This is a genomic window from Streptomyces lienomycini (assembly GCF_027947595.1).
Classification (GTDB): Bacteria; Actinomycetota; Actinomycetes; order Streptomycetales; family Streptomycetaceae; genus Streptomyces; species Streptomyces lienomycini.
Map to the genome: position 1 here is coordinate 4,811,707 of NZ_CP116257.1, position 21,034 is coordinate 4,832,740.

22 protein-coding genes are annotated in these 21,034 nt (G+C 72.7%); 8 read left to right on the plus strand and 14 right to left on the minus strand.

Annotation, left to right across the window (positions count from 1 at the left end; all coding sequences use genetic code 11):
* The first annotated feature begins 117 nt into the window (after positions 1-117).
* Together BJ961_RS21825 and BJ961_RS21830 are read left to right on the plus strand one after the other, a co-directional pair.
* The gene (locus BJ961_RS21825) at positions 118-1,086 is read left to right on the plus strand and encodes an acetylxylan esterase (RefSeq protein ID WP_271414491.1); all 969 of its coding nucleotides are present in this window, start codon (positions 118-120) and stop codon (positions 1,084-1,086) included.
* Positions 1,087-1,210: 124 nt separating this feature from the next.
* Entirely contained in the window at positions 1,211-1,954 is a 744-nt protein-coding gene (locus BJ961_RS21830; RefSeq protein WP_271414492.1) for a GntR family transcriptional regulator, read from the plus strand.
* 10 nt (positions 1,955-1,964) lie between these two features.
* Here BJ961_RS21830 and BJ961_RS21835 read toward each other — a convergent pair whose 3' ends face one another.
* Entirely contained in the window at positions 1,965-2,690 is a 726-nt protein-coding gene (locus BJ961_RS21835; protein ID WP_271414493.1) for a class I SAM-dependent methyltransferase, read from the minus strand.
* A 4-nt stretch (positions 2,691-2,694) separates the two neighbouring features.
* Positions 2,695-3,282: a PadR family transcriptional regulator gene (locus BJ961_RS21840; protein ID WP_271414494.1), complete on the minus strand. Its 588-nt coding sequence runs from the start codon at positions 3,280-3,282 to the stop codon at positions 2,695-2,697.
* A gap of 80 nt (positions 3,283-3,362) precedes the next feature.
* Between BJ961_RS21840 and BJ961_RS21845 the strand changes: the two genes are divergently transcribed.
* The 3 genes from BJ961_RS21845 (at position 3,363) to BJ961_RS21855 (ending at position 6,507) form a co-directional block, all read left to right on the plus strand.
* The gene (locus BJ961_RS21845; RefSeq protein ID WP_271414495.1) at positions 3,363-3,773 is read left to right on the plus strand and encodes a nuclear transport factor 2 family protein; all 411 of its coding nucleotides are present in this window, start codon (positions 3,363-3,365) and stop codon (positions 3,771-3,773) included.
* A 300-nt stretch (positions 3,774-4,073) separates the two neighbouring features.
* A complete protein-coding gene (gene rho / locus BJ961_RS21850) occupies positions 4,074-5,213 on the plus strand; it encodes a transcription termination factor Rho (protein WP_271414496.1) in 1,140 nt (379 codons plus the stop codon).
* A 121-nt stretch (positions 5,214-5,334) separates the two neighbouring features.
* On the plus strand, positions 5,335-6,507 hold the full coding sequence (locus BJ961_RS21855; protein WP_271414497.1) for a D-alanyl-D-alanine carboxypeptidase family protein: 1,173 nt from the start codon (positions 5,335-5,337) through the stop codon (positions 6,505-6,507).
* 26 nt (positions 6,508-6,533) lie between these two features.
* Here BJ961_RS21855 and BJ961_RS21860 read toward each other — a convergent pair whose 3' ends face one another.
* Positions 6,534-7,466 carry a glutaminase gene (locus BJ961_RS21860; protein WP_271414498.1) on the minus strand — a complete coding sequence of 311 codons (933 nt, stop codon included), beginning with the start codon at positions 7,464-7,466 and terminating at the stop codon, positions 6,534-6,536.
* Between the two features lie 134 nt (positions 7,467-7,600).
* Between BJ961_RS21860 and BJ961_RS21865 the strand changes: the two genes are divergently transcribed.
* Positions 7,601-8,671 (plus strand): fatty acid desaturase family protein, encoded by a 1,071-nt coding sequence (locus tag BJ961_RS21865; protein WP_271414499.1) that lies wholly within the window; start codon positions 7,601-7,603, stop codon positions 8,669-8,671.
* A gap of 1 nt (position 8,672) precedes the next feature.
* On the opposite strand, the gene BJ961_RS21870 is transcribed toward BJ961_RS21865, so the two are convergent.
* The 5 genes from BJ961_RS21870 to BJ961_RS21890 all read right to left on the minus strand — a co-directional run bounded on the left by BJ961_RS21870 (position 8,673) and on the right by BJ961_RS21890 (position 11,313).
* The gene (locus BJ961_RS21870) at positions 8,673-9,509 is read right to left on the minus strand and encodes an undecaprenyl-diphosphate phosphatase (protein ID WP_271414500.1); all 837 of its coding nucleotides are present in this window, start codon (positions 9,507-9,509) and stop codon (positions 8,673-8,675) included.
* Between the two features lie 39 nt (positions 9,510-9,548).
* Positions 9,549-9,923 carry a fluoride efflux transporter CrcB gene (gene crcB / locus BJ961_RS21875; protein WP_271414501.1) on the minus strand — a complete coding sequence of 125 codons (375 nt, stop codon included), beginning with the start codon at positions 9,921-9,923 and terminating at the stop codon, positions 9,549-9,551.
* Positions 9,920-10,267, minus strand: coding sequence for a DUF190 domain-containing protein (locus tag BJ961_RS21880; RefSeq protein WP_271414502.1), 348 nt, complete (start codon positions 10,265-10,267; stop codon positions 9,920-9,922). The genes crcB and BJ961_RS21880 overlap by 4 nt, the downstream gene beginning before the upstream one ends.
* Positions 10,264-10,728 carry a fluoride efflux transporter FluC gene (locus tag BJ961_RS21885; RefSeq protein ID WP_271414503.1) on the minus strand — a complete coding sequence of 155 codons (465 nt, stop codon included), beginning with the start codon at positions 10,726-10,728 and terminating at the stop codon, positions 10,264-10,266. Before BJ961_RS21885 ends, BJ961_RS21880 begins: the two co-directional genes overlap by 4 nt.
* A 183-nt stretch (positions 10,729-10,911) precedes the next feature.
* Positions 10,912-11,313: an SseB family protein gene (locus BJ961_RS21890; protein WP_271414504.1), complete on the minus strand. Its 402-nt coding sequence runs from the start codon at positions 11,311-11,313 to the stop codon at positions 10,912-10,914.
* A 198-nt stretch (positions 11,314-11,511) separates the two neighbouring features.
* Here BJ961_RS21890 and BJ961_RS21895 point away from each other — a divergent pair, with 198 nt between their 5' ends.
* Positions 11,512-12,966 (plus strand): glyceraldehyde-3-phosphate dehydrogenase, encoded by a 1,455-nt coding sequence (locus BJ961_RS21895; RefSeq protein ID WP_271414505.1) that lies wholly within the window; start codon positions 11,512-11,514, stop codon positions 12,964-12,966.
* A 75-nt stretch (positions 12,967-13,041) separates the two neighbouring features.
* On the opposite strand, the gene BJ961_RS21900 is transcribed toward BJ961_RS21895, so the two are convergent.
* From BJ961_RS21900 to BJ961_RS21925, 6 genes are all read right to left on the minus strand, one after another.
* Positions 13,042-13,737, minus strand: coding sequence for an N-acetylmannosamine-6-phosphate 2-epimerase (locus BJ961_RS21900; RefSeq protein WP_271414506.1), 696 nt, complete (start codon positions 13,735-13,737; stop codon positions 13,042-13,044).
* Positions 13,734-14,687 carry an ROK family protein gene (locus BJ961_RS21905; RefSeq protein ID WP_271414507.1) on the minus strand — a complete coding sequence of 318 codons (954 nt, stop codon included), beginning with the start codon at positions 14,685-14,687 and terminating at the stop codon, positions 13,734-13,736. Before BJ961_RS21905 ends, BJ961_RS21900 begins: the two co-directional genes overlap by 4 nt.
* Positions 14,684-15,643, minus strand: coding sequence for a dihydrodipicolinate synthase family protein (locus BJ961_RS21910; protein ID WP_271414508.1), 960 nt, complete (start codon positions 15,641-15,643; stop codon positions 14,684-14,686). The genes BJ961_RS21905 and BJ961_RS21910 overlap by 4 nt, the downstream gene beginning before the upstream one ends.
* A gap of 88 nt (positions 15,644-15,731) precedes the next feature.
* Positions 15,732-17,216 (minus strand): exo-alpha-sialidase, encoded by a 1,485-nt coding sequence (locus BJ961_RS21915; RefSeq protein WP_271414509.1) that lies wholly within the window; start codon positions 17,214-17,216, stop codon positions 15,732-15,734.
* Positions 17,217-17,242: 26 nt separating this feature from the next.
* A complete protein-coding gene (locus tag BJ961_RS21920; protein WP_271414510.1) occupies positions 17,243-18,265 on the minus strand; it encodes an acetylxylan esterase in 1,023 nt (340 codons plus the stop codon).
* A gap of 234 nt (positions 18,266-18,499) precedes the next feature.
* On the minus strand, positions 18,500-19,252 hold the full coding sequence (locus BJ961_RS21925) for a FadR/GntR family transcriptional regulator (RefSeq protein ID WP_381160547.1): 753 nt from the start codon (positions 19,250-19,252) through the stop codon (positions 18,500-18,502).
* 188 nt (positions 19,253-19,440) lie between these two features.
* On the opposite strand from BJ961_RS21925, the gene BJ961_RS21930 reads away from it, so the two are divergent.
* Positions 19,441-20,994: an ABC transporter substrate-binding protein gene (locus tag BJ961_RS21930; protein ID WP_271414511.1), complete on the plus strand. Its 1,554-nt coding sequence runs from the start codon at positions 19,441-19,443 to the stop codon at positions 20,992-20,994.
* Positions 20,995-21,034 lie beyond the last annotated feature (40 nt).

Here is a 21,034-nt window from a genome sequence, read left to right on the forward strand (position 1 = left end):
CGGTGCCCCGCCCCCGCGGTGGCCCGGGCCGGGCCGGACCTGGCGGGTGTTCCAAACGCTCACGTACGGTGTGATCACCCGTACGGTCTGACACGTTCCCCGCAAAGGCGGTTCTCGATGGCCCTGTTCGACCTTCCGCTCGACGAACTCCACGCGTACCGCAGCGCGTCGGCGGAGCCCGAGGACTTCGACGCGTTCTGGGGCAGGACGCTCGGGGAGGCCCGCGAGCACGAACTGGACGCCCGCTTCGAACCGGTCGACACGGGGCTGTCCACGGTGCGGGTGTACGACGTGACGTTCGCCGGGTTCGGCGGCCACCCGGTGAAGGGCTGGCTGACCCTGCCCGCCGCGGCGACGGAGCCGCTGCCGCTGGTCGTGGAGTTCGTCGGGTACGGCGGCGGGCGCGGGCTGCCGCACGAGCACCTGCTGTGGGCGTCCAGCGGCCGGGCCCACTTCGTGATGGACACCCGGGGGCAGGGCAGCGCCTGGGGCGGCGGTGGCGGCACCGCGGACCCCGTCGGCGGCACGCCCGCGTACCCGGGGTTCATGACCCGCGGCCTGGACGCCCCCGAGAACTACTACTACCGCCGGGTCTTCACCGACGCCGTCCGCGCCGTCGAGGCGGCCCGCTCGCACCCGCTGACCGACCCGGCCCGCACGGTCGCCCTGGGCGCGAGTCAGGGCGGCGGCATCACGATCGCGGTGGGCGGTCTCGTACCGGATCTGGTCGCCGTCGCGCCGGACGTGCCGTTCCTGTGCGACTTCCCTCGCGCGACCACGCTCACCGACCGGCATCCCTACCGCGAGGTCGGCCTGTACCTGAAGACGCACCGCGGCCGGAGCGCGGACGCGCAGCGCACGCTCGCCTACTTCGACGGTGTGCACTTCGCGGCGCGGGGCCGGACGCCGGCCCTGTTCTCGGCCGCCCTGGAGGACCAGACCTGCCCGCCGTCGACCGTTTTCGCCGCGTTCAACGCCTGGACGCACGAGGACAAGACCATCGAGGTGTACGACTTCAACGACCACGAGGGCGGCGGGCCGTTCCAGGAGGCCGCGAAGCTGCGCTGGCTGAGCCGCCACGTCTGACGTCCGTGGGTGGTGTTTCGGCCGAACCGGCGGACCGGACTTCCCTGCTGGTTTAGACCAATGGTAGTTCTGGTGGCGCACCGAGCCCGCGCGGCTACCGTACGTCATCAACAGGAGGCGCGGCATGGCCCGCACCACCCCGCACGACCCGTCCCCCGCCGACGACCGGCCCCTGTACCGGCGGGTGGCGGACCAGCTGCTCGGCGAGCTGCGGGACGGGAGTGTCCCGCCGGGCGAGCGGCTGCCGGGCGAACGCCGTCTGGCCGAGCACTTCGGGGTCAGCCGGGAGACCGTGCGGCAGGCGCTGGAGGTGCTGCGCCGCGACGGTCTGCTCTCCACCGACCGGCGGGGCAGTCACGTCGCCCTGCCGGGACCGCCGGCCGGCAGTCCCGTGCCCCTCGTCTTCCCGGTCGGCGCCCGGCCCTCGGAGCCCCGCGCGGACGATCGTGCCACCGTCGCCTGGGGTGCGCCGCCGCCGGAGCACGCCGCGGCGCTGGGGCTGGTGCCGGGCCGGCCGACCCTGCTGCACCGCTACACGTCGGTGTCGGCCGACGGCAAGGGACGGCGGACCGCCGTGACATCGTTTTCCCCCGTGGCGGTCGCCGAGGTCGAGGAACTGGCCCGCTACCGCGACCGCGCCGACGGTGCGGCCCGCGCGCAGTTGCGGCGGGCCTACGACTGGATGCGCCGGGCGGGTCTGACGCTGCACCACCGGGACACCATCACCCTCCAGTCCGACACCGCGTCGGTCCGGGTCGTGCGGCGGGTGCACGACCAGTACGCGCGCCCCCTGGAGATCACGGACCTCCTGGTGGACACCCGACTGGACGCCCTGGTCTACGAGTTCACGCTGCCGGCGGCGGGCTGACCCCGGCGGGCTACGCGAGTCGCCGGGCCACGACCAGCCGGGCGCACGGGCTGCCGTCGGGGCGGTGCCCGAACTCCGGCAGGGGGTGCAGGTCGGTGCGGAAGCCGGTGCGGGACAGCGCGCGGCCGACGTCGCCGAGCCGGAACGTCCGGTAGTACATGACGAACGGCGGCCGCCACAGCGCGTTGCGCACCCGCATCGCCGCGTCGAAGCCGAGCAGTGTCCAGTACGCGGGGGAACCCGGCCGGGGCGGGGCGGCGACGGGGAAGGCGAAGCAGCCGCCCGGCCGGAGCACGGAGCGCACCTGATCGAACAGGCCCGGCAGTTCGCGGGGCAGGAAGTGCCCGAACGCGCCGAAACTCACCACCAGGTCGAACGCCGGGCCGAAGGGCAGGGCACGGGCGTCCGCGCGCACCCAGGAGACCGCAGGGCCGTGCGGCGGGGTGCGGGACCGGGCGGCCTCCAGCATCCCCGCGCTGAAGTCGACCCCGGTCACGCCCTGCCGGCACACGCGCGCCAGTACGTCCACGCCCGCGCCGGTGCCGCAGCACAGGTCGAGTCCGGCGTCGAAGGGCCCCATCGGGGCCAGCGCGCGGGCCACGGCGTCCAGCACCCGGCCCGGGGTCCGGTAGGGGGTGTGGTCGAACTTGGGGGCGAGCAGGTCGTAGCCGTGCTCGACCGACGACAGTGCCTGGACCGCCAGTTCGCGCAGGGTGGGGCCTTCGGGGCTGAACATCCGGTCAGCCTAGGGTGTGTCCGCCGGGCCCGGCGGGGGCACGCCGCTCGCTCAGTACGGTGAGCGCGCGCTCGCACCAGCGGGCGTTCTCCCGCTCGAACGTGATCCCGGCGGACAGGGTGAGGTAGGGCCCGACGCGGTCGGCGTCCCGGAGGTGTTCCTCCTCGGTGCGGCCGTCCAGGAGGCGTTCCCGCACCCGCTCGTAGCGGGCGAGTTTGCCCAACGCCCGGGCCCTGCGCTCCTCGACCAGCGCGCGCACGGCCTCGGGGTCGACGCCGTCCATGGCCTGCATCTTGATCAGGAACTCGTCGCGGACGGCGGTGGGACGCCTGGTCGGCTCGGCGGCGAACACGGCCAGTTGCTCCCGGCCGTCCGCGGTGAGGGAGAACAGCCGCTTGGTGGGCCTGCGTTCCTGCGGCACCGTACGGGCCTCGATGAGTCCGTCGCCCGCGAGGCGCTCCAGCTCCCGGTAGAGCTGCTGCGGCGTTGCGGGCCAGAAGTTGGCGAGCGACACGTCGAACACCTTGGACAGCTCGTAGCCCGAGGCCTCGCCCTCCAGCAGGGCGGCCAGGACGGCGTACTTGAGAGACATGTCGACACGCTAGCAAGTGGCTCCCGCTACGACTACTCTACTCCGCACCTATTCAATTAGTTCAGTACGAGGGAGTTGCGATGCGGGCATTCCGCGCGGCCGTCGAGGCGCACGACCTGGACGCCGTCGAAGCACTGCTGGCCGACGACGTGGTCTTCACCAGCCCCGTCGTCTTCAAGCCGTACCGGGGCAAGGCCGTCACGGCGGCGATCCTGCGCGCGGTCGAGCGGGTCTTCGAGGACTTCCGCTACGAGCGCGTCATCGGCGAGGCCGACGGCCGCGACCACGCCCTGCTCTTCACGGCGCGGGTGGGCGACCGCGAGATCAGCGGCTGCGACTTCCTGCACCTGGACGCGTCGGGGCACATCGACGAACTGACCGTGATGGTGCGCCCGCTGTCGGGGGCGCAGGCGCTTCAGGTGGCCATGGCCGCGCAGTTCGAGCGGATCGCCGGGGAGGCGGAGGGGAGTCGGGCGCGTACGGCCGGGTGACTCCGGGCCGGTACACGCGGAGGAAGGCGGCACGGCGCCGCATTTCGTGGTACGGTGCGGACAGCACTTGTGTACGCCCACATCGGGCGCCGGTGCCAGTTCTCCTTCGGTTCGCGGACCAGCCCGTCCGAGTGCGACCGGCGCGTCCGCTTCTCAGCACCACCTCGTGAGCAGGGCCTTCGTCCCCGCTGTGTCCGAGGTGCTGTTTCCGCCGCCCGGAGGCGTGTCGTTCCCGACCCCTCGCGGCCTCTCCTTCCCTCCGCATGTCCCATGCCCGTGTCCTCGAAAGGACCGACCACCATGACCACCACACTCGAACACCCCCCTGTACAGCAGTCACCGGCCGAGATCGCCGGTGGTGTCCTCGACATCGAGGCGGGCGGCAAGGGGCACCTGCGGGGACCGAGCCTGCGGCCCGACCCCCGCGACCCGGCCCTCTCCCCCGCGCTGATCCGCCGGCACGGGCTGCGCAAGGGCGACCTCGTCGAGGGCCTGCGCGGCGACGGGCGCACCCTGACCGACGTCGTCCGCGTCAACGGCCGTACGCCCGAGGGCCAGGGCCGCCGACGGCGCTTCGCCGACCTGACCCCGCTGCACCCGCACGAGCGGCTGCGGCTCGAGCACCCGGCGGCCGGAGCGACCGGGCGCCTCACCGATCTGGTCGCACCGGTCGGCAAGGGCCAGCGCGGCCTGATCGTGGCCCCGCCGAAGACCGGCAAGACCGTCCTCCTCCAGCAGATCGCCGCCGCCGTGGCCGGCAACCACCCCGAGGCCCGGCTGATGGTGGTGCTGCTCGACGAACGCCCCGAGGAGGTCACCGACATGCGGCGCTCGGTGCGGGGCGAGGTGTACGCCTCGACCTTCGACCAGAGCGCCAAGCAGCACATCGCGCTCGCCGAGCTGGTGATCGAGCGGGCCAAGCGGCTCGTCGAGGCCGGGGAGGACGTCGTCATCCTCCTCGACTCCCTCACCCGGCTGTGCAGGGCCCACAACAACGCGGCCTCGTCCGGCGGCCGCACCCTCAGCGGCGGTGTCGACGCCGGAGCACTGCTGGGCCCCAAGCGGTTCTTCGGCGCGGCCCGCAAGGCGGAGGAGGGCGGCTCCCTCACCATCCTCGCCACCGCCCTCGTGGAGACCGGCTCGCGTGCCGACGACTTCTACTTCGAGGAGCTGAAGAGCACCGGCAACATGGAGCTGCGACTGAGCCGGGACCTCGCCTCCCGCCGGGTCTTCCCCGCCGTGGACCTGACCGGCTCGGGCACCCGGCGCGAGGAACTGCTGCTGTCCGCCGCCGAGGCGGGTGCCGTGCGCGGGCTGCGGCGGGCCCTGGGGAGCCGGGACGGGCAGTCCGGTCTGGAGACCCTGCTGGAGCGGCTGCGCCGGACCCCGGACAACGCCACGTTCCTGCGGCAGGTGCAGCCGACGCTGCCCGCCGGCTGACACCCCCGCCGCGGGCGGCGGCCGACACGGTTCCGGCCTCCGCTACGGCATCCGGGTGCTCGCGGGTGCGACTCGGCCCGGTCAGCGTGGCGGTGCGGGCGTCCATTCCTACGTTTGCGGTATGACTATCGGTTTCTCATCCCGGGCGGTCCGATCCACCTGCGTGCTCTGCGTGGCGGGGCTGCTGACCCTCATGCCGGCCGCCGCGGCCGCCCGAGCGGGACGGCCGGACCCCGGCCCGCCCGGCGGTACGGCGGCGCGGCCCTCGCCGCTGGACCGCTCGGGCACCCAGGTCCGGCCGCATCCCGGCGCTCCCCGGGTTCCCGATGTCTCCGCCCTGTCCTGGGTCGTGGCCGACGCCGGCACCGGCGACGTGCTGGCGGCGGACGACGCGCACCGCGAGCTGCCGCCGGCAAGCACCCTCAAGACGCTGTTCGCCCTCACGGTGCTGCCGGTCCTGCCGGGCGGCCTGCACCACGAGGTCGGCCCCGAGGACCTGGCCGGCATCGGCCCGGGCAGCAGCCTGGTCGGTGTCGTCGAGGGCGAGACGTACCGCGTCTCCGACCTGTGGAACGGCGTCTTCCTGAACTCCGGCAACGACGCGGTGCACGTCCTCGCCTCGCTCACCGGCGGCTGGAGCGCCACGGCCGCCCGGATGCAGGCCGAGGCCCGCTCGCTCGGCGCCCGCGACACCCATGTGCGCTCGCCCGACGGGTACGACGCGCCGGGGCAGGTCTCTTCGGCGTACGACCTGGCGGTCTTCGGGCGGGCGGGGCTGCGGCGTGCGGACTTCGCGGGGTACTGCGCCAAGGTCGACGCGATGTTCCCCGGCCGTGACGGGAGCTCGTACGGGATCATGAACACCAACCGGCTGCTCACCGGGGCCGACGGCGTGGAGCCGTACCCGGGGCTGATCGGCGTCAAGAACGGCTACACGAGCAACGCCGGCAACACACTCATCGCCGCCGCCCGCCGCGACGGACGGACCCTGGTCGTCACGGTGATGAATCCCCAGGAGGGCGGCGGCCACGCGGTGTACGAGGAGGCCCGCTCGCTGCTCGACTGGGGCTTCGAGGCGGCCGGACGGGTCGATCCCGTGGGTTCGCTGGTCCCCGGGGGCCCCGGGCCCCGGCAGGGACCGCCGGCCGTACCCGCGGCGGCGACCGCGGCGAAGCCGGCCGAGGACGATCCGGGCTGGCCGGAGACCGGCGCGATCCTGGGCGTCGCCGGTCTCGGCGCGGGCGTCATGGCCCTCGCCCTGCGGCTCAAGCTCGTGCGGGACGACGGGAGTTGACGAGTTGACGGAGCCGTCCGGGGCGTTCAGAACACCGACAGCCCCGTCAGCGTCGTGAAGCGGTCCAGGGCCGCGACCCCGGCCACCGAGTTGCCCCGCTCGTCCAGGCCCGGGCTCCACACGCACAGCGTGCAGTGGCCCGGCACCACCGCGATGATGCCGCCGCCGACCCCGCTCTTGCCCGGCAGGCCCACCCGGTGCGCGAAGTCGCCGGCCGCGTCGTAGGTTCCGCAGGTCAGCATCACCGCGTTGACCTGCTTGGCCCGGCTGCGGCTGAGCAGCCGCGTGCCGTCGGCCCGGATGCCGTGCCGGGCCAGGAAGCCGGTCGCCAGCGCGAGATCGGCGCAGGACGCGGCGACGGAGCACTGGCGGAAGTACTGTTCGAGGAGCACCGGCACGGGGTTGTCGATGTTTCCGTACGAGGCCATGAAGTGCGCGAGGGCGGCGTTCCGGTCGCCGTGCGCGGCCTCGGAGGCGGCGACGTCCTCGTCGTGGGTCAGATCCGGGTTGCCGCTCTCCGCGCGCAGGAAGGCGAGCAGCTCACCGGCCGCGTCGCCGGTACGGGTGTGCAGCCGGTCGGTGACGACGAGGGCGCCCGCGTTGATGAACGGGTTGCGCGGGATGCCGTTCTCGTACTCCAGCTGCACCAGGGAGTTGAACGGGTTGCCGGACGGCTCGCGGCCCACGTGCTCCCACAGGGCGTCGCCCTCCCTGGCCAGGTCGAGGGCGAGGGTGAAAACCTTGGTGATGGACTGGGCGGAGAACGGCTCCCGCCAGTCCCCCACCCCGTACACCGTGCCGTCCGGCTCGGCGACCGCCATGCCGAAGCGGCGCGGGTCGCAGGCGGCGAGGGCCGGGATGTAGTCGGCGGGCCGGCCGGTGCCCGGGGTCCGTTCGATCTCCTCGGCGATGCGCTCCAGGACCGGACGGAAGGCCGTCGGTGTGCTCATGATCGCCATTGTGCCCCCGGGCCCGTCCCGGCGGCGCGAGGCCGGCAGGGGCGGACCCCCGGGCCGTGGTGGTGCTGGCCACACCCCCGCTTCGGGGGCAGACGTCATTCCACGCCCGCACCACCGTGCTGATACTGAAGTACATGGTCAACTCACCGGTGCTCGTCGAGAGCCTGCCCACGCCCGCGCAGGAAGAAGGACGCGGAAGAGAACGCGAGAAGGGAAGCGACTTCTCCGAACTCTCCCGGCGCATGGCCGACGAGGGGCTGCTCAGGCGCCGCCCGCTGTACTACACGGTGCGTTTCGGCGTGGTCGCCCTCGCGCTCGCGGGCGGTGTCGCCGCGTTCGTCGCCCTGGGGGACAGCTGGGGGCAGCTGTTCGTCGCGGTCGCCATGGCCGTCGTCTTCGGCCAGCTCGCACTGGCCGCCCACGACCTCGCCCACCGCCAGGTCTTCACCCGCCGCCGCCCCAGCGAGACGAGCGGCCTCCTGACGGCCAACCTGCTCCTCGGCATGAGCTACGGCTGGTGGATGAACAAGCACACCCGCCACCACGCCAACCCCAACCACGAGGAGAAGGACCCGGACGTCTCCCCCGACATCCTGGTCTGGTCACGCGGACAGGCCCGCCGGGCGACCGGGCTGCCGCGCTTCGTCGGGAAGCACCAGGCCGCCCTGTTCTTCCCGCTGCTGACCCTGGAAGGACTCAACCTCAGCTTCAACAGCTTCAAGGCGCTCGGCGGCCGGGCCGTGAAACGCCCCGCCCTGGAGGCGACCCTCCTCGTCGTCCACTTCGTCCTGTACTTCGGCGGCCTGTTCACCGTCCTGTCCCCCGGCAAGGCGCTCGCCTTCATCGCCGTGCACCAGGGCCTGTTCGGCATCTACCTCGGCTCGGTCTTCGCCCCCAACCACAAGGGCATGCCCATGATCGAGGACGGCACCCGGCTCGACTTCCTGCGGCGCCAGGTCCTCACCTCCCGCAACGTACGCGGCGGGCTCCTCGTCGACGCCTTCATGGGCGGCCTCAACCACCAGATCGAACACCATCTCTTCCCCAGCATGCCCACCCCCGCCCTCGGCCGCGCCCAGACCATCACCGAGGCCTACTGCGCCGAACTCGGCGTGCCCTACCACCAGACGGGACTCCTCGCCTCCCACCGCGAAGCCCTGCGCCACATGCACAGCGTCGGACGGGAACTGCGCGAGGGCCGCTGACTCAACTGTTCAGCACGCCGGTGCCGAGCAGCCCGAACAGCAGGACACCGACCGCGATCCGGTAGATCACGAACGCGTTGAAGGTGTGCTTGGCGACGAACTTCAGCAGCCAGGCGATGGAGGCGTAGGCCACCACGAAGGAGACGAGGGTGCCGACCGCGAGCGGCGCGGCACCCGCTCCCGTGCCCAGCGCGTCCTTCAGCTCGTACAGGCCGGCGCCGGTCAGGGCCGGGATGCCGAGGAAGAAGGACAGCCGGGTGGCGGCGACCCGGTCGAGGTCGAGCAACAGGGCGGTGGACATGGTGGCGCCGGAGCGGGAGAAGCCCGGGAAGAGGAGCGCGAGGATCTGGGAGCCGCCGACCAGCATCGCGTCCTTGAGGGACGTGTCGTCCTCGCCCCGCTTGTGCCGGCCGGTGCGGTCCGCCCACCACATCACGCCGCTGCCGACGATCAGCGAGCCGGCGACGACCCACAGCGAGGCGAGCGGTCCCTTGATCAGGGGCTTGGCGGCCAGGCCGACCAGGACGATCGGGATGGTGGCATAGACGACCCACCAGGCGAACTTGTAGTCGTGGTGGTAGCGCTCCTCCCGGTCGCGCAGCCCGCGCGCCCAGGCGGAGACGATCCGCGCGATGTCCTTGGAGAAGTAGACGAGGACGGCGGCGATGGCGCCGACCTGGATGACCGCCGAGAAACCGATGACGGAGTCGTCGTCGACGGGGATGCCCATCAGCCCCTCGACGATCTTGAGATGCCCGGTGGAGGAGACGGGGAGGAATTCGGTCACCCCCTCGACGGCTCCGAGGACGACGGCCTGACCGATGCTGATGGCGCTCATGGGAACCAGTTCCTACTACACGCGGGTGAGCGCCCCGCGTCATGTCCAGAGCGCGTCGGCCACTGTCACCCCCGCGAACGCCGCCGCGAGGCCGGCCGCCACACTCGCCGCGACGTTCACCGCGGCCTGCAGACGGGCACCGGTCTCGGCCAGCCGGAGCGTCTCGTAGGAGAAGGTCGAGTACGTCGTGAGGGCGCCGCACAGTCCGGTCCCCAGCAGCAGCCGCAGGTTCGAACCGGCCGCTCCGGCCAGGGCCGCACCGGTCAGAAGGCCGAGGATCAGGCTGCCGACCACGTTGACCGTGAAGGTCCCCCAGGGGAAGACGGAGTCGTGCCGGGACTGCACCGCGCGGTCGGTGAGATAGCGCAGCGGGGCACCCACCATCCCGCCCGCGACGACCAGCAGCCAGTTCACAACGACCTCTTACCCTCGTACCCGACGACCTCGCACGGGTCGAGGGTGACCAGCCCGTCGGTGACGACCTCGCCGAGGAGCGGCAGGAAGCCGCGTACGCGGTCCTCGGTGTCGACGATGACGACGGCCACGGGCAGGTCCTCGCTCAGGGACAGCAGCCTGGTGGTGTGGATCACGGAGGAGGCGCCGAAGCCCTCGACGCCGCGGAAGACGCTGGCGCCCGCGAGCCCCGCCGCGTGGGCGCGGTGGACGATCTCCGCGTACAGGGGGCGGTGGTGCCAGGTGTCGTTCTCGCCGACGAGGACGGTCAGGCGAAGGGCACCGCGGGTCGTCGGCCTCGTCATGACCGCCTCCACTTCAGGACGCGGCGGGCCGTCCACGCGGCGAGCCCCACCGCCGTGAGTGCCACGAGCGGGGTCGCGGCGAGGTAGACCAGGCCGAGGCGGGCCCGGCCGTCGGCGAACAGGTACCGGCTGTCGACCGCGTAGGTGGAGAACGTGGTGAAACCGCCGAGCACCCCGGTGCCGAAGAAGGGCCGGACCAGGTGATGGGCGGCCCGCGCCTCGGTGATGACGACCATGAACACGCCGATCACGGCGCAGCCGACGGCGTTGACGCCGAAGGTCGTCCAGGGGAACTGGCCGGTCGGCGTCGGCCACCACAGGGAGGCGGCGTAGCGGGCGGCGGCGCCGGTGCCGCCGCCGAGGGCCACGGCCGCGACGACGGGCCCCTGGGCACGCCACCGCGAGCGTCGCGGGGCCGGGGACCGGGCGTCGCCGACGCTCCCGGTCTTCGGGACTGTCATGGTCGTGCTTCTCCTACTCGCCCGGGCAGGGGTGTGCCACTGTTCGCAAGTAGGGACCGTTGGCGGCGTCCGCCGCGGTTCGGGTACGGCGGGCCCCACCGCCGCGCCGCGCCCGTACGGGTCGCGGCCGGTGTTCAGCGTAACGCGGGGCGGCGCCCGGGTCACCCCGGAGGCCGTCCGCCCCTAGGGGCGGGCCAGCAGGGTGCGCACGCCGTCCGAGGTGAGGGTGAGGCGGTGTTCCGAGCCGGCGTCGATGGACAGCGACAGGTCGTCGGCCGGCCACTGCGCGGCGAGGGCGCCCAGCGGCACCATGCGGTAGCGGGAGACGTACGGCAGCAGGTCGGCCATCTCCAGCTCCGAGGTGAACACCGGCACCACCTGGCGGCCGCCCTGCTGTTCCAGCACCGGCAGCGCCAGCATCCCGGGGTCGGCGGCGTCGTGGTCGTTCGCGTCGTCGGGCACCGGTACGAGGACGTCGCTGCTCGCGAGCGTGTCGAGCGCCGTCGTGTCCTCGGTGTTCTCGGCGAGCGTGTCCAGCGCCTGCTGAGCGGGCGTGACGGGGTGGTCGTTCGCGGGTGTCTCCATGGCAGATCCCCTGGTAGCGGCGGTGATGTGCCCGCGCGAGTGATCGGCGGACGCGGTTCAGGCTCGCGTACCCGGTCGTCCACGGCGCAATCCTGTCCGGGATGCGGCACTCATCTGATCGACCTGGGGCCCACTTGATCGATCAATCGGGCGGTGGGGTTAGCATATGAGCGCCGCCTAGCTCGAAAGATAAGAGACGTGACTGTCAACGACGACTCGTTCACCAACTGGAAGAACCGCGAAGAGACCGCGGAATCGATGATCCCGATGATCGGGAAGCTGCACCGGGAGCAGGACGTCACGATCCTGCTGCACAGCCGTTCCCTGGTGAACAAGTCGGTGGTCAGCATTCTCAAGACCCACCGCTTCGCCCGCCAGATCGCCGGCGCGGAACTGTCGGTCACCGAGACGATGCCCTTCCTGCGGGCTCTCACCACGCTCGACCTCGGGCCCTCCCAGATCGACATCGGCATGCTCGCCGCGACCCACAAGGCCGACGACCGCGGGCTGTCGGTGGAGGAGTTCACCGCGGAGGCCGTCGCGGGGGCCACGGGCGCCAACAAGATCGACCGCCGTGAGGGCCGCGACGTCGTCCTGTACGGCTTCGGCCGCATCGGCCGGCTCGTGGCCCGCCTGCTCATCGAGAAGGCCGGCTCGGGCAACGGCCTGCGGCTGCGCGCCATCGTCGTCCGGGGCGGGGGGGAGCGGGCCGCCGAAGACATCGTCAAGCGCGCCTCGCTGCTGCGCCGCGACTCCGTGCACGGCCAGTTCCAGGGCACGATCACCGTCGACGAGGACAACAGCACGATCCTCGCCAACGGCAACGCCATCAAGGTGATCCACGCCGACGACCCGACGCAGGTCGACTACACGGCGTACGGCATCAGCAACGCCATCCTCATCGACAACACCGGCAAGTGGCGCGACCGCGAGGGCCTGTCGAAGCACCTGCGGCCGGGCATCGACAAGGTGGTGCTGACCGCGCCGGGCAAGGGCGACGTCCCGAACATCGTCCACGGCGTCAACCACGACACCATCAAGCCGGACGAGCGGATCCTGTCCTGCGCCTCCTGCACGACCAACGCGATCGTCCCGCCGCTCAAGGCGATGGAGGACGAGTACGGCGTGCTGCGCGGTCACGTGGAGACGGTGCACTCCTTCACCAACGACCAGAACCTGCTGGACAACTACCACAAGTCGGACCGCCGGGGGCGCAGCGCGCCGCTGAACATGGTCATCACGGAGACCGGCGCCGCCTCCGCCGTCGCCAAGGCCCTGCCCGACCTGAAGGCGCGGATCACCGGCAGCTCGATCCGGGTGCCCGTGCCGGACGTGTCGATCGCGATCCTCAACCTCCAGCTGGCCCGCGAGGCGAGCCGCGAGGAGGTCGTGGACCACCTGCGCGAGGTGTCGCTGACCTCTCCGCTCAAGCGGCAGATCGACTTCATCAGCGCCCCCGACGCCGTCTCCAGCGACTTCATCGGCTCGCGCCACGCCTCGATCGTGGACGCGGGCGCGCTGAAGGTCGAGGGCGACAACGCGATCCTCTACCTCTGGTACGACAACGAGTTCGGCTACTCCTGCCAGGTCGTGCGGGTCGTCCAGCACGTCTCCGGGGTGGAGTACCCGACGTACCCGGCGCCGGAGGCCTGATCCCGGGGTACGCGTACCGGGCGTGCGCGAGGGGCGGTGGGAGTCAGGTTCCCACCGCCCCTCGCGCGTTCCGGGTCAGGGCGCCAGGGCGTCCGCGAAGAGCCGGGTCAGCGCGGTCGGCGCGGTGATGGCGGTGCCGACGACGACGCTGTGCGCTCCCGCCGCGAGGGCCCGCGCGGCCTGCTCGGGCGTCGCGATGCGGCCCTCGGCGATCACCGGGGTGTCGAGCGCTCCGGCCAGGTCGGTGACCAGGGCCAGGTCCGGGGCGCTCTGCACCGGGGAGCCCGGCACGTACCCGGACAGGGTGGTGCCGACGAGGTCGGCCCCCTGGTCGGCGGCGGCACGGCCCTCGCCGAGGGTCGACACGTCGGCCATCACCAGGGCACCCGCCGCGTGCACGGCCTCGACCAGTTCGGCGAAGGTGCTGCCGTCGGGGCGCGGACGCGCGGTCGCGTCGGCGGCGACGACCGCGGCACCGGCCTCGACCAGGGCGAGGGCGTGGCGCACGGTCGGGGTGATGAAGACCCCGCTGTCGCCGTCCTTCCACAGGCCGATCACCGGGAGGTCGACGGCCGCCGCGGTGGCCGCGACGACCTCCGGGTCGTTGACGCGCACCGCCGCCGCACCGCCGGAGCGCGCCGCCAGGGTCATGCGGACCAGGGTGTCGGTCTCGCGCATCGGGTCGCCGGGCGGCGCCTGGCAGGACACGATCAGGCGGCCCTTGAGGGCTTCGGCCAGGGACACGGCCGCGGGCGTGGACGCCGGGGTCATGGACGGGCTCCAGTGAGGTGGGGTTCGTGCAGGGGCAGGGTGCGGGTCAGCTCGGCCGCGCCGAGGACCGCGGCGTCGGCGCCGCCGCGGGGTGCGACGGGGCGCAGCGACCGCAGCGGCGGCATGAGCTCGGCGGCGAACGCCGCGCACAGCGCGTCCCGGTACAGGGCGCCGATGCGGGGCACGCCGCCGGTGACGACGACGCGGTGCGGGCCGAGCGCGTTGGCCAGGCCGCCCAGGGCGCGACCGGTGGCGCGGGCGCCGAGGGTGATGGCCTCGGTGGCGTGGCCGTCGCCCGCGGCGGCGCGTTCGGCGACGGTCTGGAGGCGGTCGGCCGGTGTTCCGCCGAGCCGCGCGTAGTGGGCGGTGATGGCGGGGCCGGCCGCGATCGCCTCCAGGTGGCCGGTGGCCCCGCAGGTGCAGGGCAGTCCCGCGGCCTCGGGGCTGGGCAGGTGCCCGAGGTGTCCGGCGATCCCGGCGGCGCCGTGCAGCATGCGCCCGGCGGCGGCGACGGCACCGCCGACTCCGGTGCCCACGGCGGCGTAGATCAGGGTGCCGTCGTCGCCGAGGCCGGCGAGTTCCGGGCCGGCGGCGGCGCGTACGTCGTTGTCGCAGGCCACGGGGAGGCCGGTGCGGTCGGCGAGGCCGGTGGCCAGCCGGGTCCCGGCCCAGCCGCGGATGGTGTCGGTGGCGCTGGTGACGGTTCCGGTGACGGGGTCGATCACACCGGCCGCGGCGACGCCGATCGCGGTGGTGCCGGGCGCCCGCACCGCGAGGGCGGCCTCGGCCAGCGCGTCCAGCACCGCCCCGGCGCCCCGGGTCGCCGGGGTGGGCCGGGTGTGCCGGGCGAGCACGGTGGCGTCGGCGCCGACCAGGGCGGCGGCGATCTTCGTACCGCCCAGGTCGAGGCCGATCACCGGCCCGTCCGGATGCCGTGCGGTCGCGGTCATCGGACCGGCAGCAGCCCGGCGCCGCGCAGGTGCCGCTCGACGTGGGCGACGGACTCCTCGCCCAGCTGGATCTGCGGGGCGGCGGTGGTGCCGTGGGTGAACACGCCGAGCAGCCGCAGCGCGTGCTTGAAGGCGCCGATCGCGGAGGAGTTGCGGCCCATCTCGCTCTCGGGGCCCGCGTCGACCAGGCCGAACAGCTCGACGAGCCGCTCCTGTTCCTTGACGGCGCCGTCGAGGTCGCCCCCGCGCACGGCGTCGTAGAGGCGGACGTAACCGGCCGGGTCGACGTTGCCGAGGCCGGGGACCACGCCGTCGGCGCCGGCCAGCAGGGCGGCGTCCACGGTCAGTTCGGAGCCGGTGAGGACGCTGAAGGAGGGGGCGGGACCGTCGGCGCGGCCGTGGCGTCCGCCGAGTTCGACGAGGAGCCTGCGCAGGCCGCCCTCGTCGCCGCTGCTGTCCTTGAGCCCGGCCAGCGTGCCGTCCTCGGCGAGTTCGCGCACCAGGGCGGCGGAGAGCTTGCTGTGCACGGAGACGGGCAGGTCGTAGGCGTACAGGGGCAGGTCGACGGCGGAGCGGATCGCGCGGAAGTGGGCGGCGGTCTCGCGCGGGTGGGTGCGGGCGTAGAAGGGGGCGGTGGCGACCAGGGCGTCGGCGCCGGCCTTGTGGGCGGCCTCGGCGTGGGCGAGCACGCGGGGGGTGGTCATGTCGATGACCCCGGCGAGGACGGGGACGCGGCCCGCGACGGCCTCGACGACCGTCTCCAGGGCGACGGCCCGCTGCCGGTCGGTGAGGAAGGCGACCTCGCTGCTGGAGCCCAGGGCGAACAGCCCGTGCACTCCCCCGGCGACGAGGTGCTCGACGAGGCGGGTGAGCGAGGCGGTGTCGACTTCGCCCGACGCGTCCATGGGGGTGCAGACGGGCGGCACGACGCCGCGCAGGGGCTGGGACGAGGACATGGTGTTTCTCCTGGGCTGTGCGGGTGGTGGTACGGGTGGAACGGGCCGCCGGGCGCCGGGATGCCGGCGCCGGGCGGCCCGTGGCCGGCTACGGCGCGGTGACGGTGAGTGTGGTGTCGCCGTAGGAGTGCTGGCGGCCGCGGACCTCGTAGGCGGCGGTGGCCCGCACGTCGCCCGCGGTGGCGTTCGCGGGGACGGTGACGGGGATCTTCATGTTGGCGCCCTGACCGGGGTCGAGGGCGGGCACGGTGACCTCCGGGGCGCTCCAGCCGTCCGGCAGGTCGAGCGCGACCTCGCCGGCGGGGAGTCGGACGTCGTTCTGGCTGACGACGCGGACGGTGACGGTGGTGGTCCGCCCCGCGGGCAGGGAGACGGGCGGGGTGACGGTGACCGGCGCGCAGACTCCGCCGAGCCACTGGAGGTCGAAGGAGGAGTAGGTGATGTGGTCGACGTTGCCCCGCTCCCACAGCAGACCCATGCGCGCGTTGGCGCCGGTGCCGTCGCCGAGCGGGGTGAGCGTCGAGTAGGCGGCGGCGCCGGACTCGACGGTCTTGCGCACCGGCCAGGTCTGCCCGTTGTCGCAGGACAGGCGGACGGTGAGGTTGCTGCGGCTGTCCCTCGTGGCGGTGTTGCTGAACATCAGCCAGGACGCGCGCGGGTGGGAGGCGGCCACGTCCGGGGCGAAGCGCGTGACGGAACCGTTGTTGGCCGGGTCGGGCAGCTCGGTGTCCTGCTGGAAGGGGGTGTAGGTGACGCCGCCGTCGGTGGAGTAGGCGACCGTGCGGTACGGCTTGGAGCGGTTGTTGAGCATGATCCGGCCGTCGGACAGCTCGACGGTCTTGTTCTCGTCGCCGCCGGGGCCGACGGGGGTGCCCGTGTTCCAGGTGGCGCCGTGGTCGTCGCTGTAGGCGCTGACGGCGTAGTTGGCGCCGTTCTTGCGCATCGCGTACTGCTGGATCAGGCGGCCCTGGTGGGTGCCGTGCCGCAGCTGGATGCCCTCGCCGGAGGACGCGAACATGCCGCCCCAGGAGGGGTCCTTGATGTCGGCGGTGATCCGCTCGTGCTTCCAGGTCGCCCCGTCGTCGTCGGAGTAGCTGTAGTCGGCCTGGAGGACGTTCGGGTCGCTCTCGTCGTTGCCGGTGGCCGAGCCGAAGAAGCCCTGGTTCACGGAGGCGGCGTAGAAGAGGAAGACGCGGCCGGTGTCGCGGTCGACGAGGAGGCTGGGGTCGCCGTAGCCCTTGGGCGCGGCGTCCTTGCGCACGACCTGCTGGGCCTGCCAGGTGGTGCCGCCGTCGGTGCTGCGCCGGACGACGACACCGATGTTGCTCGGCAGGTCGCCGAGGGTGGGGCGGGCGTCGTAGGCGGCGATGAGGGTGCCCTTGGTGGTGCGGGTCAGGGCGGGGATGCGGTAGTAGGGGGAGCCGGTGCCGGCGGTGGCGAGGTCCTGCGAGGTGAGGGTGCCGGCGGCCGCGGCGGCCTGGTGGGGGGAGTCGGCGCCGTGGGCGGCGGGCACGGCACCGGCGAGGACCACCAGGGCGGCGGTGCCGACGGCGAGGGTGACTCTTCGCTGCATGAACAGGCCTCTTCTCGGGTGAGGGGTCAGGCGAGTTGGGGGTCGTGCAGGGCGGAGAGAGCGGTGGGGGCCTCGGGGCGGGGCGCGCGGAGCAGCTCCCGTACCCAGGCCAGTTGTGCGCGGCGGTGGTGGCCGCCGCCGCCTTCGTGGCCGTTGAACTCGTAGACGCGCAGGTCCTTGGGGCCGCCGTAGCGGTGGTAGGCCGCGAAGCTCGTCGAGGGCGGGCAGATCTCGTCCATCATCGCGATGGAGAAGAGGGAGGGTGCGGTGGCGCGCGCGGCCAACAGGGCGGCGTCGACGTAGGACAGGGTGGTGAAGACGGTCTCGGCGCGGTCGCGGTGCAGGCTCAGGTACTCGGCGACCTCGGTGTAGGGCGGCCGGGCCGCGATCGTCGCGCCGCGCCGGATGTCGCAGAGGAAGGGGACGTCGGGCATGACGCCCGCCAGGCCCGGCACGAGTCCGGCCACCGCGAGGGCGATGCCGCCGCCCTGGCTGACGCCGGTGACGACGACCTGGTCCGGGTCCACGGCCGGGTGGGCGCGGGCGGCCTCCACGAAGCGCACGGCGTCGGTGAACACGCGGCGGTAGTAGTGGTCGTGGGGGCTTTCGACGCCGCGGGTCAGGAAGCCGGGGACGGTGCCGTTCAGGGCGGCGGTGTCGGGGGTGTCGCCGCCCGCGGTGGACCAGCCCTGTCCTCGCGTGTCCATGATGAAGTGGGCGTGTCCGGCGTTGGCCCAGATCACCTGTTCGTGTGCGAGGCCGCGTCCGCGCCCGTAGCCGAGGAACTCCACCACGCAGCCGAGCGGTCCGCTCGTCCGGGCGGGCAGGTGCAGCCAGCCGCGGACCGGCTCACCGGCGAAGCCCGGCACCGTGGCGTCGTAGGTCGTGACCTCGGTCAGGCCGTTGTCCACGGGCGCGAAGGCGGGTGCGCCGCCGTGCTCGCGGGCCTCGCGCAGCGTCAGGCCCCAGAAGGCGTCGAGGTCGGCGGGCTCGTCGAGGTCGGGCCGCAGTGCGAGGCACTGGGCGAGGGTGAGGTCCGTCAGTGGCATGAGGGGGCCCCGGTGGGGTGAGGCGTGCGCGCGGCGCAGCGCGGGGAACGGATGGGGCCGGAAGGCCGGCCCCGGCGTTGACAGCAGACGTCTGATGTCTGCTGATCGAGGACATTAGAGATCCCGGCGACGACCGTCAAGTGCCCCTCCCTCGCGGACGCCCGGCCCGGTGCCGCCGCACCGCGCGCGAGAGGGGCGCCCCGACGGGGCGCCCCTCTCGCGCGTGCGGGCCGGTCAGCGCCGGGCGCGGGCCTCCTCGATCCGCAGGCGCACCGGAGCGTAGTGCTCGGCGAGCGCCGCCGCGAACTCGATCGGGTCCCGGTCGCGCACGGCGTCCACGATGCGCTGGTGGTTGGTGATGGTGGCCGCCTCGTGCTCGCGCGTGAACACGTCGAGGTGCGGGGCGACGATGACGTAGACGTCCCAGAAGGCCGTGGACAGCTGACCGATGAGGTCGTTGCCGAGCGGGGCGAGGAGCAGGGTGTGGAAGGCCCGGTCCGCCTCGACGAACCCGTGCCCCTCTCCCGCGCCGGCTCGGCGCATCTCCTCGACGTGGGCGTCGAGGCGGGCGATCTGCTCCTCGTCCAGGGAGGAGACGAGCCGTTCGGCCATGCCGCGCTCGAACAGCTCGCGCACCTCGATGAGGTCGCTCATCACCTGGAAGTCGTCGTCGGGGCTGAGCAGGCCGCGGAAGGTCAGGCTCTCCACCAGGGCGGACAGGCTCAGTCTGCCGACGTAGGTGCCGTGTCCGTGCCGCACCTCGACGATGTCGAGCGCGGTGAGGATCCTGATCGCCTCCCGCACGCTGGACCGGCTCGCGCCGAGCGCCTCGCACAGGGCGGGCTCGGTCGGCAGCGGATCTCCCGGGCGCAGGTCGTTGCGCAGGATGTAGGCCTTGATGCCGTCGACGACCTCCTGCCGCAACGGTTGTCGTGCCGTCTTGGGCTCCGGCTCTCTCTGCCGAATCGCCCTTTGCCCCACCGCCACCTCTTGACCCCTCTCACTTGCCCGGCTACGTTCCCACGTTATCAAGCATCAGACATCAGACGTCTGATGCACTGTCGGTGAGGCGCCGACCACACTCGCCTCCTCCACCTTGCTCGACATCTCTCATCTCCCGCCTGGAGGACTCCTTGTCCGCGCGCAGTGCAGCCGGCGTCGATCGCCGCACGTTCATGAGATACACCAGTGCCATCGGTGTGGCGACCGCGATCACCACCGGCCTGACGGCCTGCGGAGGCCCGGCCTCCAGTGGAGACGGTACCGGTGACTCGGGCAGCGGCGGCGACACCATCGAGGCCGGCCTCTCCTACCCGCTCTCCACCGGCTTCGACCCGATGATCACCTCGGGCGCGACCCCGTACGCCGCCAACATGCACATCTTCGAGGGGCTGGTCGACCTCGACCCCGCCACCCTCGTGGCGCGGCCGGCGCTGGCCACCGAGATGCCCAAGAAGATCAACGCGACCACCTACCGGGCCACCCTGCGCGCGGGCGCGACCTTCCACGACGGCTCGGCGGTCACCGCGGACGACGTGGTGTTCTCCTTCGAACGCGTCCTGGACGAGAAGAACGCCTCGCTGATGGCGCAGTTCGTCCCGTTCATCGACCGGGTCACCGCTGTCGACAAGTCGACGGTGGAGTTCAAGCTGAAGTACGCCTTCGCGCTCTTCCCCTCCCGCATATCCGTGGTGAGGATCGTGCCGGAGAAGATCGCCGGCGCCGACGCCAAGTCCTTCGACGCCCGGCCCGTCGGCACGGGCCCGTACAAGTTCGTGTCGGCGGTCCGCGAGGACAAGATCGTCATGGAGGCGTACGACAAGTACAACGGCCCGCACCCGGCCAAGGCCAAGAAGATGGTCTGGCGGCTGATGTCCGACCCGTCCGCGCGGGTCAGCGCGCTCAAGTCGGGCCGCGTGCAGGCCATCGAGGATGTGCCCTACATCGACGTCAAGGGCTTCACCGGCAAGGACAAGGTGGAGTCGGTCCAGTCCTTCGGGCTGCTCTTCCTGATGTTCAACTGCGCCGACGAGCGGTTCAAGGACAAGCGGGTGCGCCAGGCGCTGCACTACGCCCTGGACACCGAGAAGATCATCTCGACCGCGCTGCTGGGCAACGCCGAGGCCGCCTCCGGGTACGTCCCGGCCACCCACCCGGACTACCACAAGGCCGCCACCGTCTACGCGCACGACCCGGCCAAGGCCAAGAAGCTGCTCGCCGAGGCGGGCGTGGGCAAGCTCTCCTTCACGCTGATGCTGACCGACAACGGGTGGGTCAAGGACATCGCGCCGCTCATCAAGGAGAGCTGGGCGGCGGTCGGCGTCGACGCCAAGCTGGACATCCAGCAGTCCGCGGCCCAGTACGCCGAGATCGACCAGGGCAACTTCGACGCGCTGGCCGCGCCGGGCGACCCGTCCGTCTTCGGCAACGACGCGGACCTGCTGCTGCGCTGGTTCTACTACGGCTTCTGGCCGGAGAACCGTTACGGCTGGAAGGGCAGCGACGCCTACAAGCAGACCAGGTCGCTGCTCGACAAGGCCGCCGCGGAGGCCGACGAGGCCCAGCGCAAGCAGCTGTGGGGCCAGGTGACCGACCTGGTCGCCGACGAGGCCGCCCTGTACCCGATCCTGCACCGCAAGCTGCCCACCGCCTGGCGGGACGGAGCACTGACCGGGTTCAAGCCGCTGCCCACCACCGGGCTGTCCTTCATCGACGTCGGCCGGGGCTGACTCCGCACGCCCAGGCCGCCGGGCCGCCACCGCGCCACCG

Excerpts from the sequence above, each read along its gene's own strand:
- BJ961_RS21825 (WP_271414491.1), top strand. The coding sequence starts at position 118 with ATGGCCCTGTTCGACCTTCCGCTCGACGAACTCCACGCGTACCGCAGC.
- BJ961_RS21830 (WP_271414492.1), top strand. The coding sequence starts at position 1,211 with ATGGCCCGCACCACCCCGCACGACCCGTCCCCCGCCGACGACCGGCCC.
- BJ961_RS21835 (WP_271414493.1), bottom strand. The coding sequence starts at position 2,690 with ATGTTCAGCCCCGAAGGCCCCACCCTGCGCGAACTGGCGGTCCAGGCA.
- BJ961_RS21840 (WP_271414494.1), bottom strand. The coding sequence starts at position 3,282 with ATGTCTCTCAAGTACGCCGTCCTGGCCGCCCTGCTGGAGGGCGAGGCC.
- BJ961_RS21845 (WP_271414495.1), top strand. The coding sequence starts at position 3,363 with ATGCGGGCATTCCGCGCGGCCGTCGAGGCGCACGACCTGGACGCCGTC.
- rho (WP_271414496.1), top strand. The coding sequence starts at position 4,074 with ATGACCACCACACTCGAACACCCCCCTGTACAGCAGTCACCGGCCGAG.
- BJ961_RS21855 (WP_271414497.1), top strand. The coding sequence starts at position 5,335 with ATGACTATCGGTTTCTCATCCCGGGCGGTCCGATCCACCTGCGTGCTC.
- BJ961_RS21860 (WP_271414498.1), bottom strand. The coding sequence starts at position 7,466 with ATGGCGATCATGAGCACACCGACGGCCTTCCGTCCGGTCCTGGAGCGC.
- BJ961_RS21865 (WP_271414499.1), top strand. The coding sequence starts at position 7,601 with ATGGTCAACTCACCGGTGCTCGTCGAGAGCCTGCCCACGCCCGCGCAG.
- BJ961_RS21870 (WP_271414500.1), bottom strand. The coding sequence starts at position 9,509 with ATGAGCGCCATCAGCATCGGTCAGGCCGTCGTCCTCGGAGCCGTCGAG.
- BJ961_RS21880 (WP_271414502.1), bottom strand. The coding sequence starts at position 10,267 with ATGACGAGGCCGACGACCCGCGGTGCCCTTCGCCTGACCGTCCTCGTC.
- BJ961_RS21885 (WP_271414503.1), bottom strand. The coding sequence starts at position 10,728 with ATGACAGTCCCGAAGACCGGGAGCGTCGGCGACGCCCGGTCCCCGGCC.
- BJ961_RS21890 (WP_271414504.1), bottom strand. The coding sequence starts at position 11,313 with ATGGAGACACCCGCGAACGACCACCCCGTCACGCCCGCTCAGCAGGCG.
- BJ961_RS21900 (WP_271414506.1), bottom strand. The coding sequence starts at position 13,737 with ATGACCCCGGCGTCCACGCCCGCGGCCGTGTCCCTGGCCGAAGCCCTC.
- BJ961_RS21905 (WP_271414507.1), bottom strand. The coding sequence starts at position 14,687 with ATGACCGCGACCGCACGGCATCCGGACGGGCCGGTGATCGGCCTCGAC.
- BJ961_RS21910 (WP_271414508.1), bottom strand. The coding sequence starts at position 15,643 with ATGTCCTCGTCCCAGCCCCTGCGCGGCGTCGTGCCGCCCGTCTGCACC.
- BJ961_RS21915 (WP_271414509.1), bottom strand. The coding sequence starts at position 17,216 with ATGCAGCGAAGAGTCACCCTCGCCGTCGGCACCGCCGCCCTGGTGGTC.
- BJ961_RS21920 (WP_271414510.1), bottom strand. The coding sequence starts at position 18,265 with ATGCCACTGACGGACCTCACCCTCGCCCAGTGCCTCGCACTGCGGCCC.
- BJ961_RS21930 (WP_271414511.1), top strand. The coding sequence starts at position 19,441 with ATGAGATACACCAGTGCCATCGGTGTGGCGACCGCGATCACCACCGGC.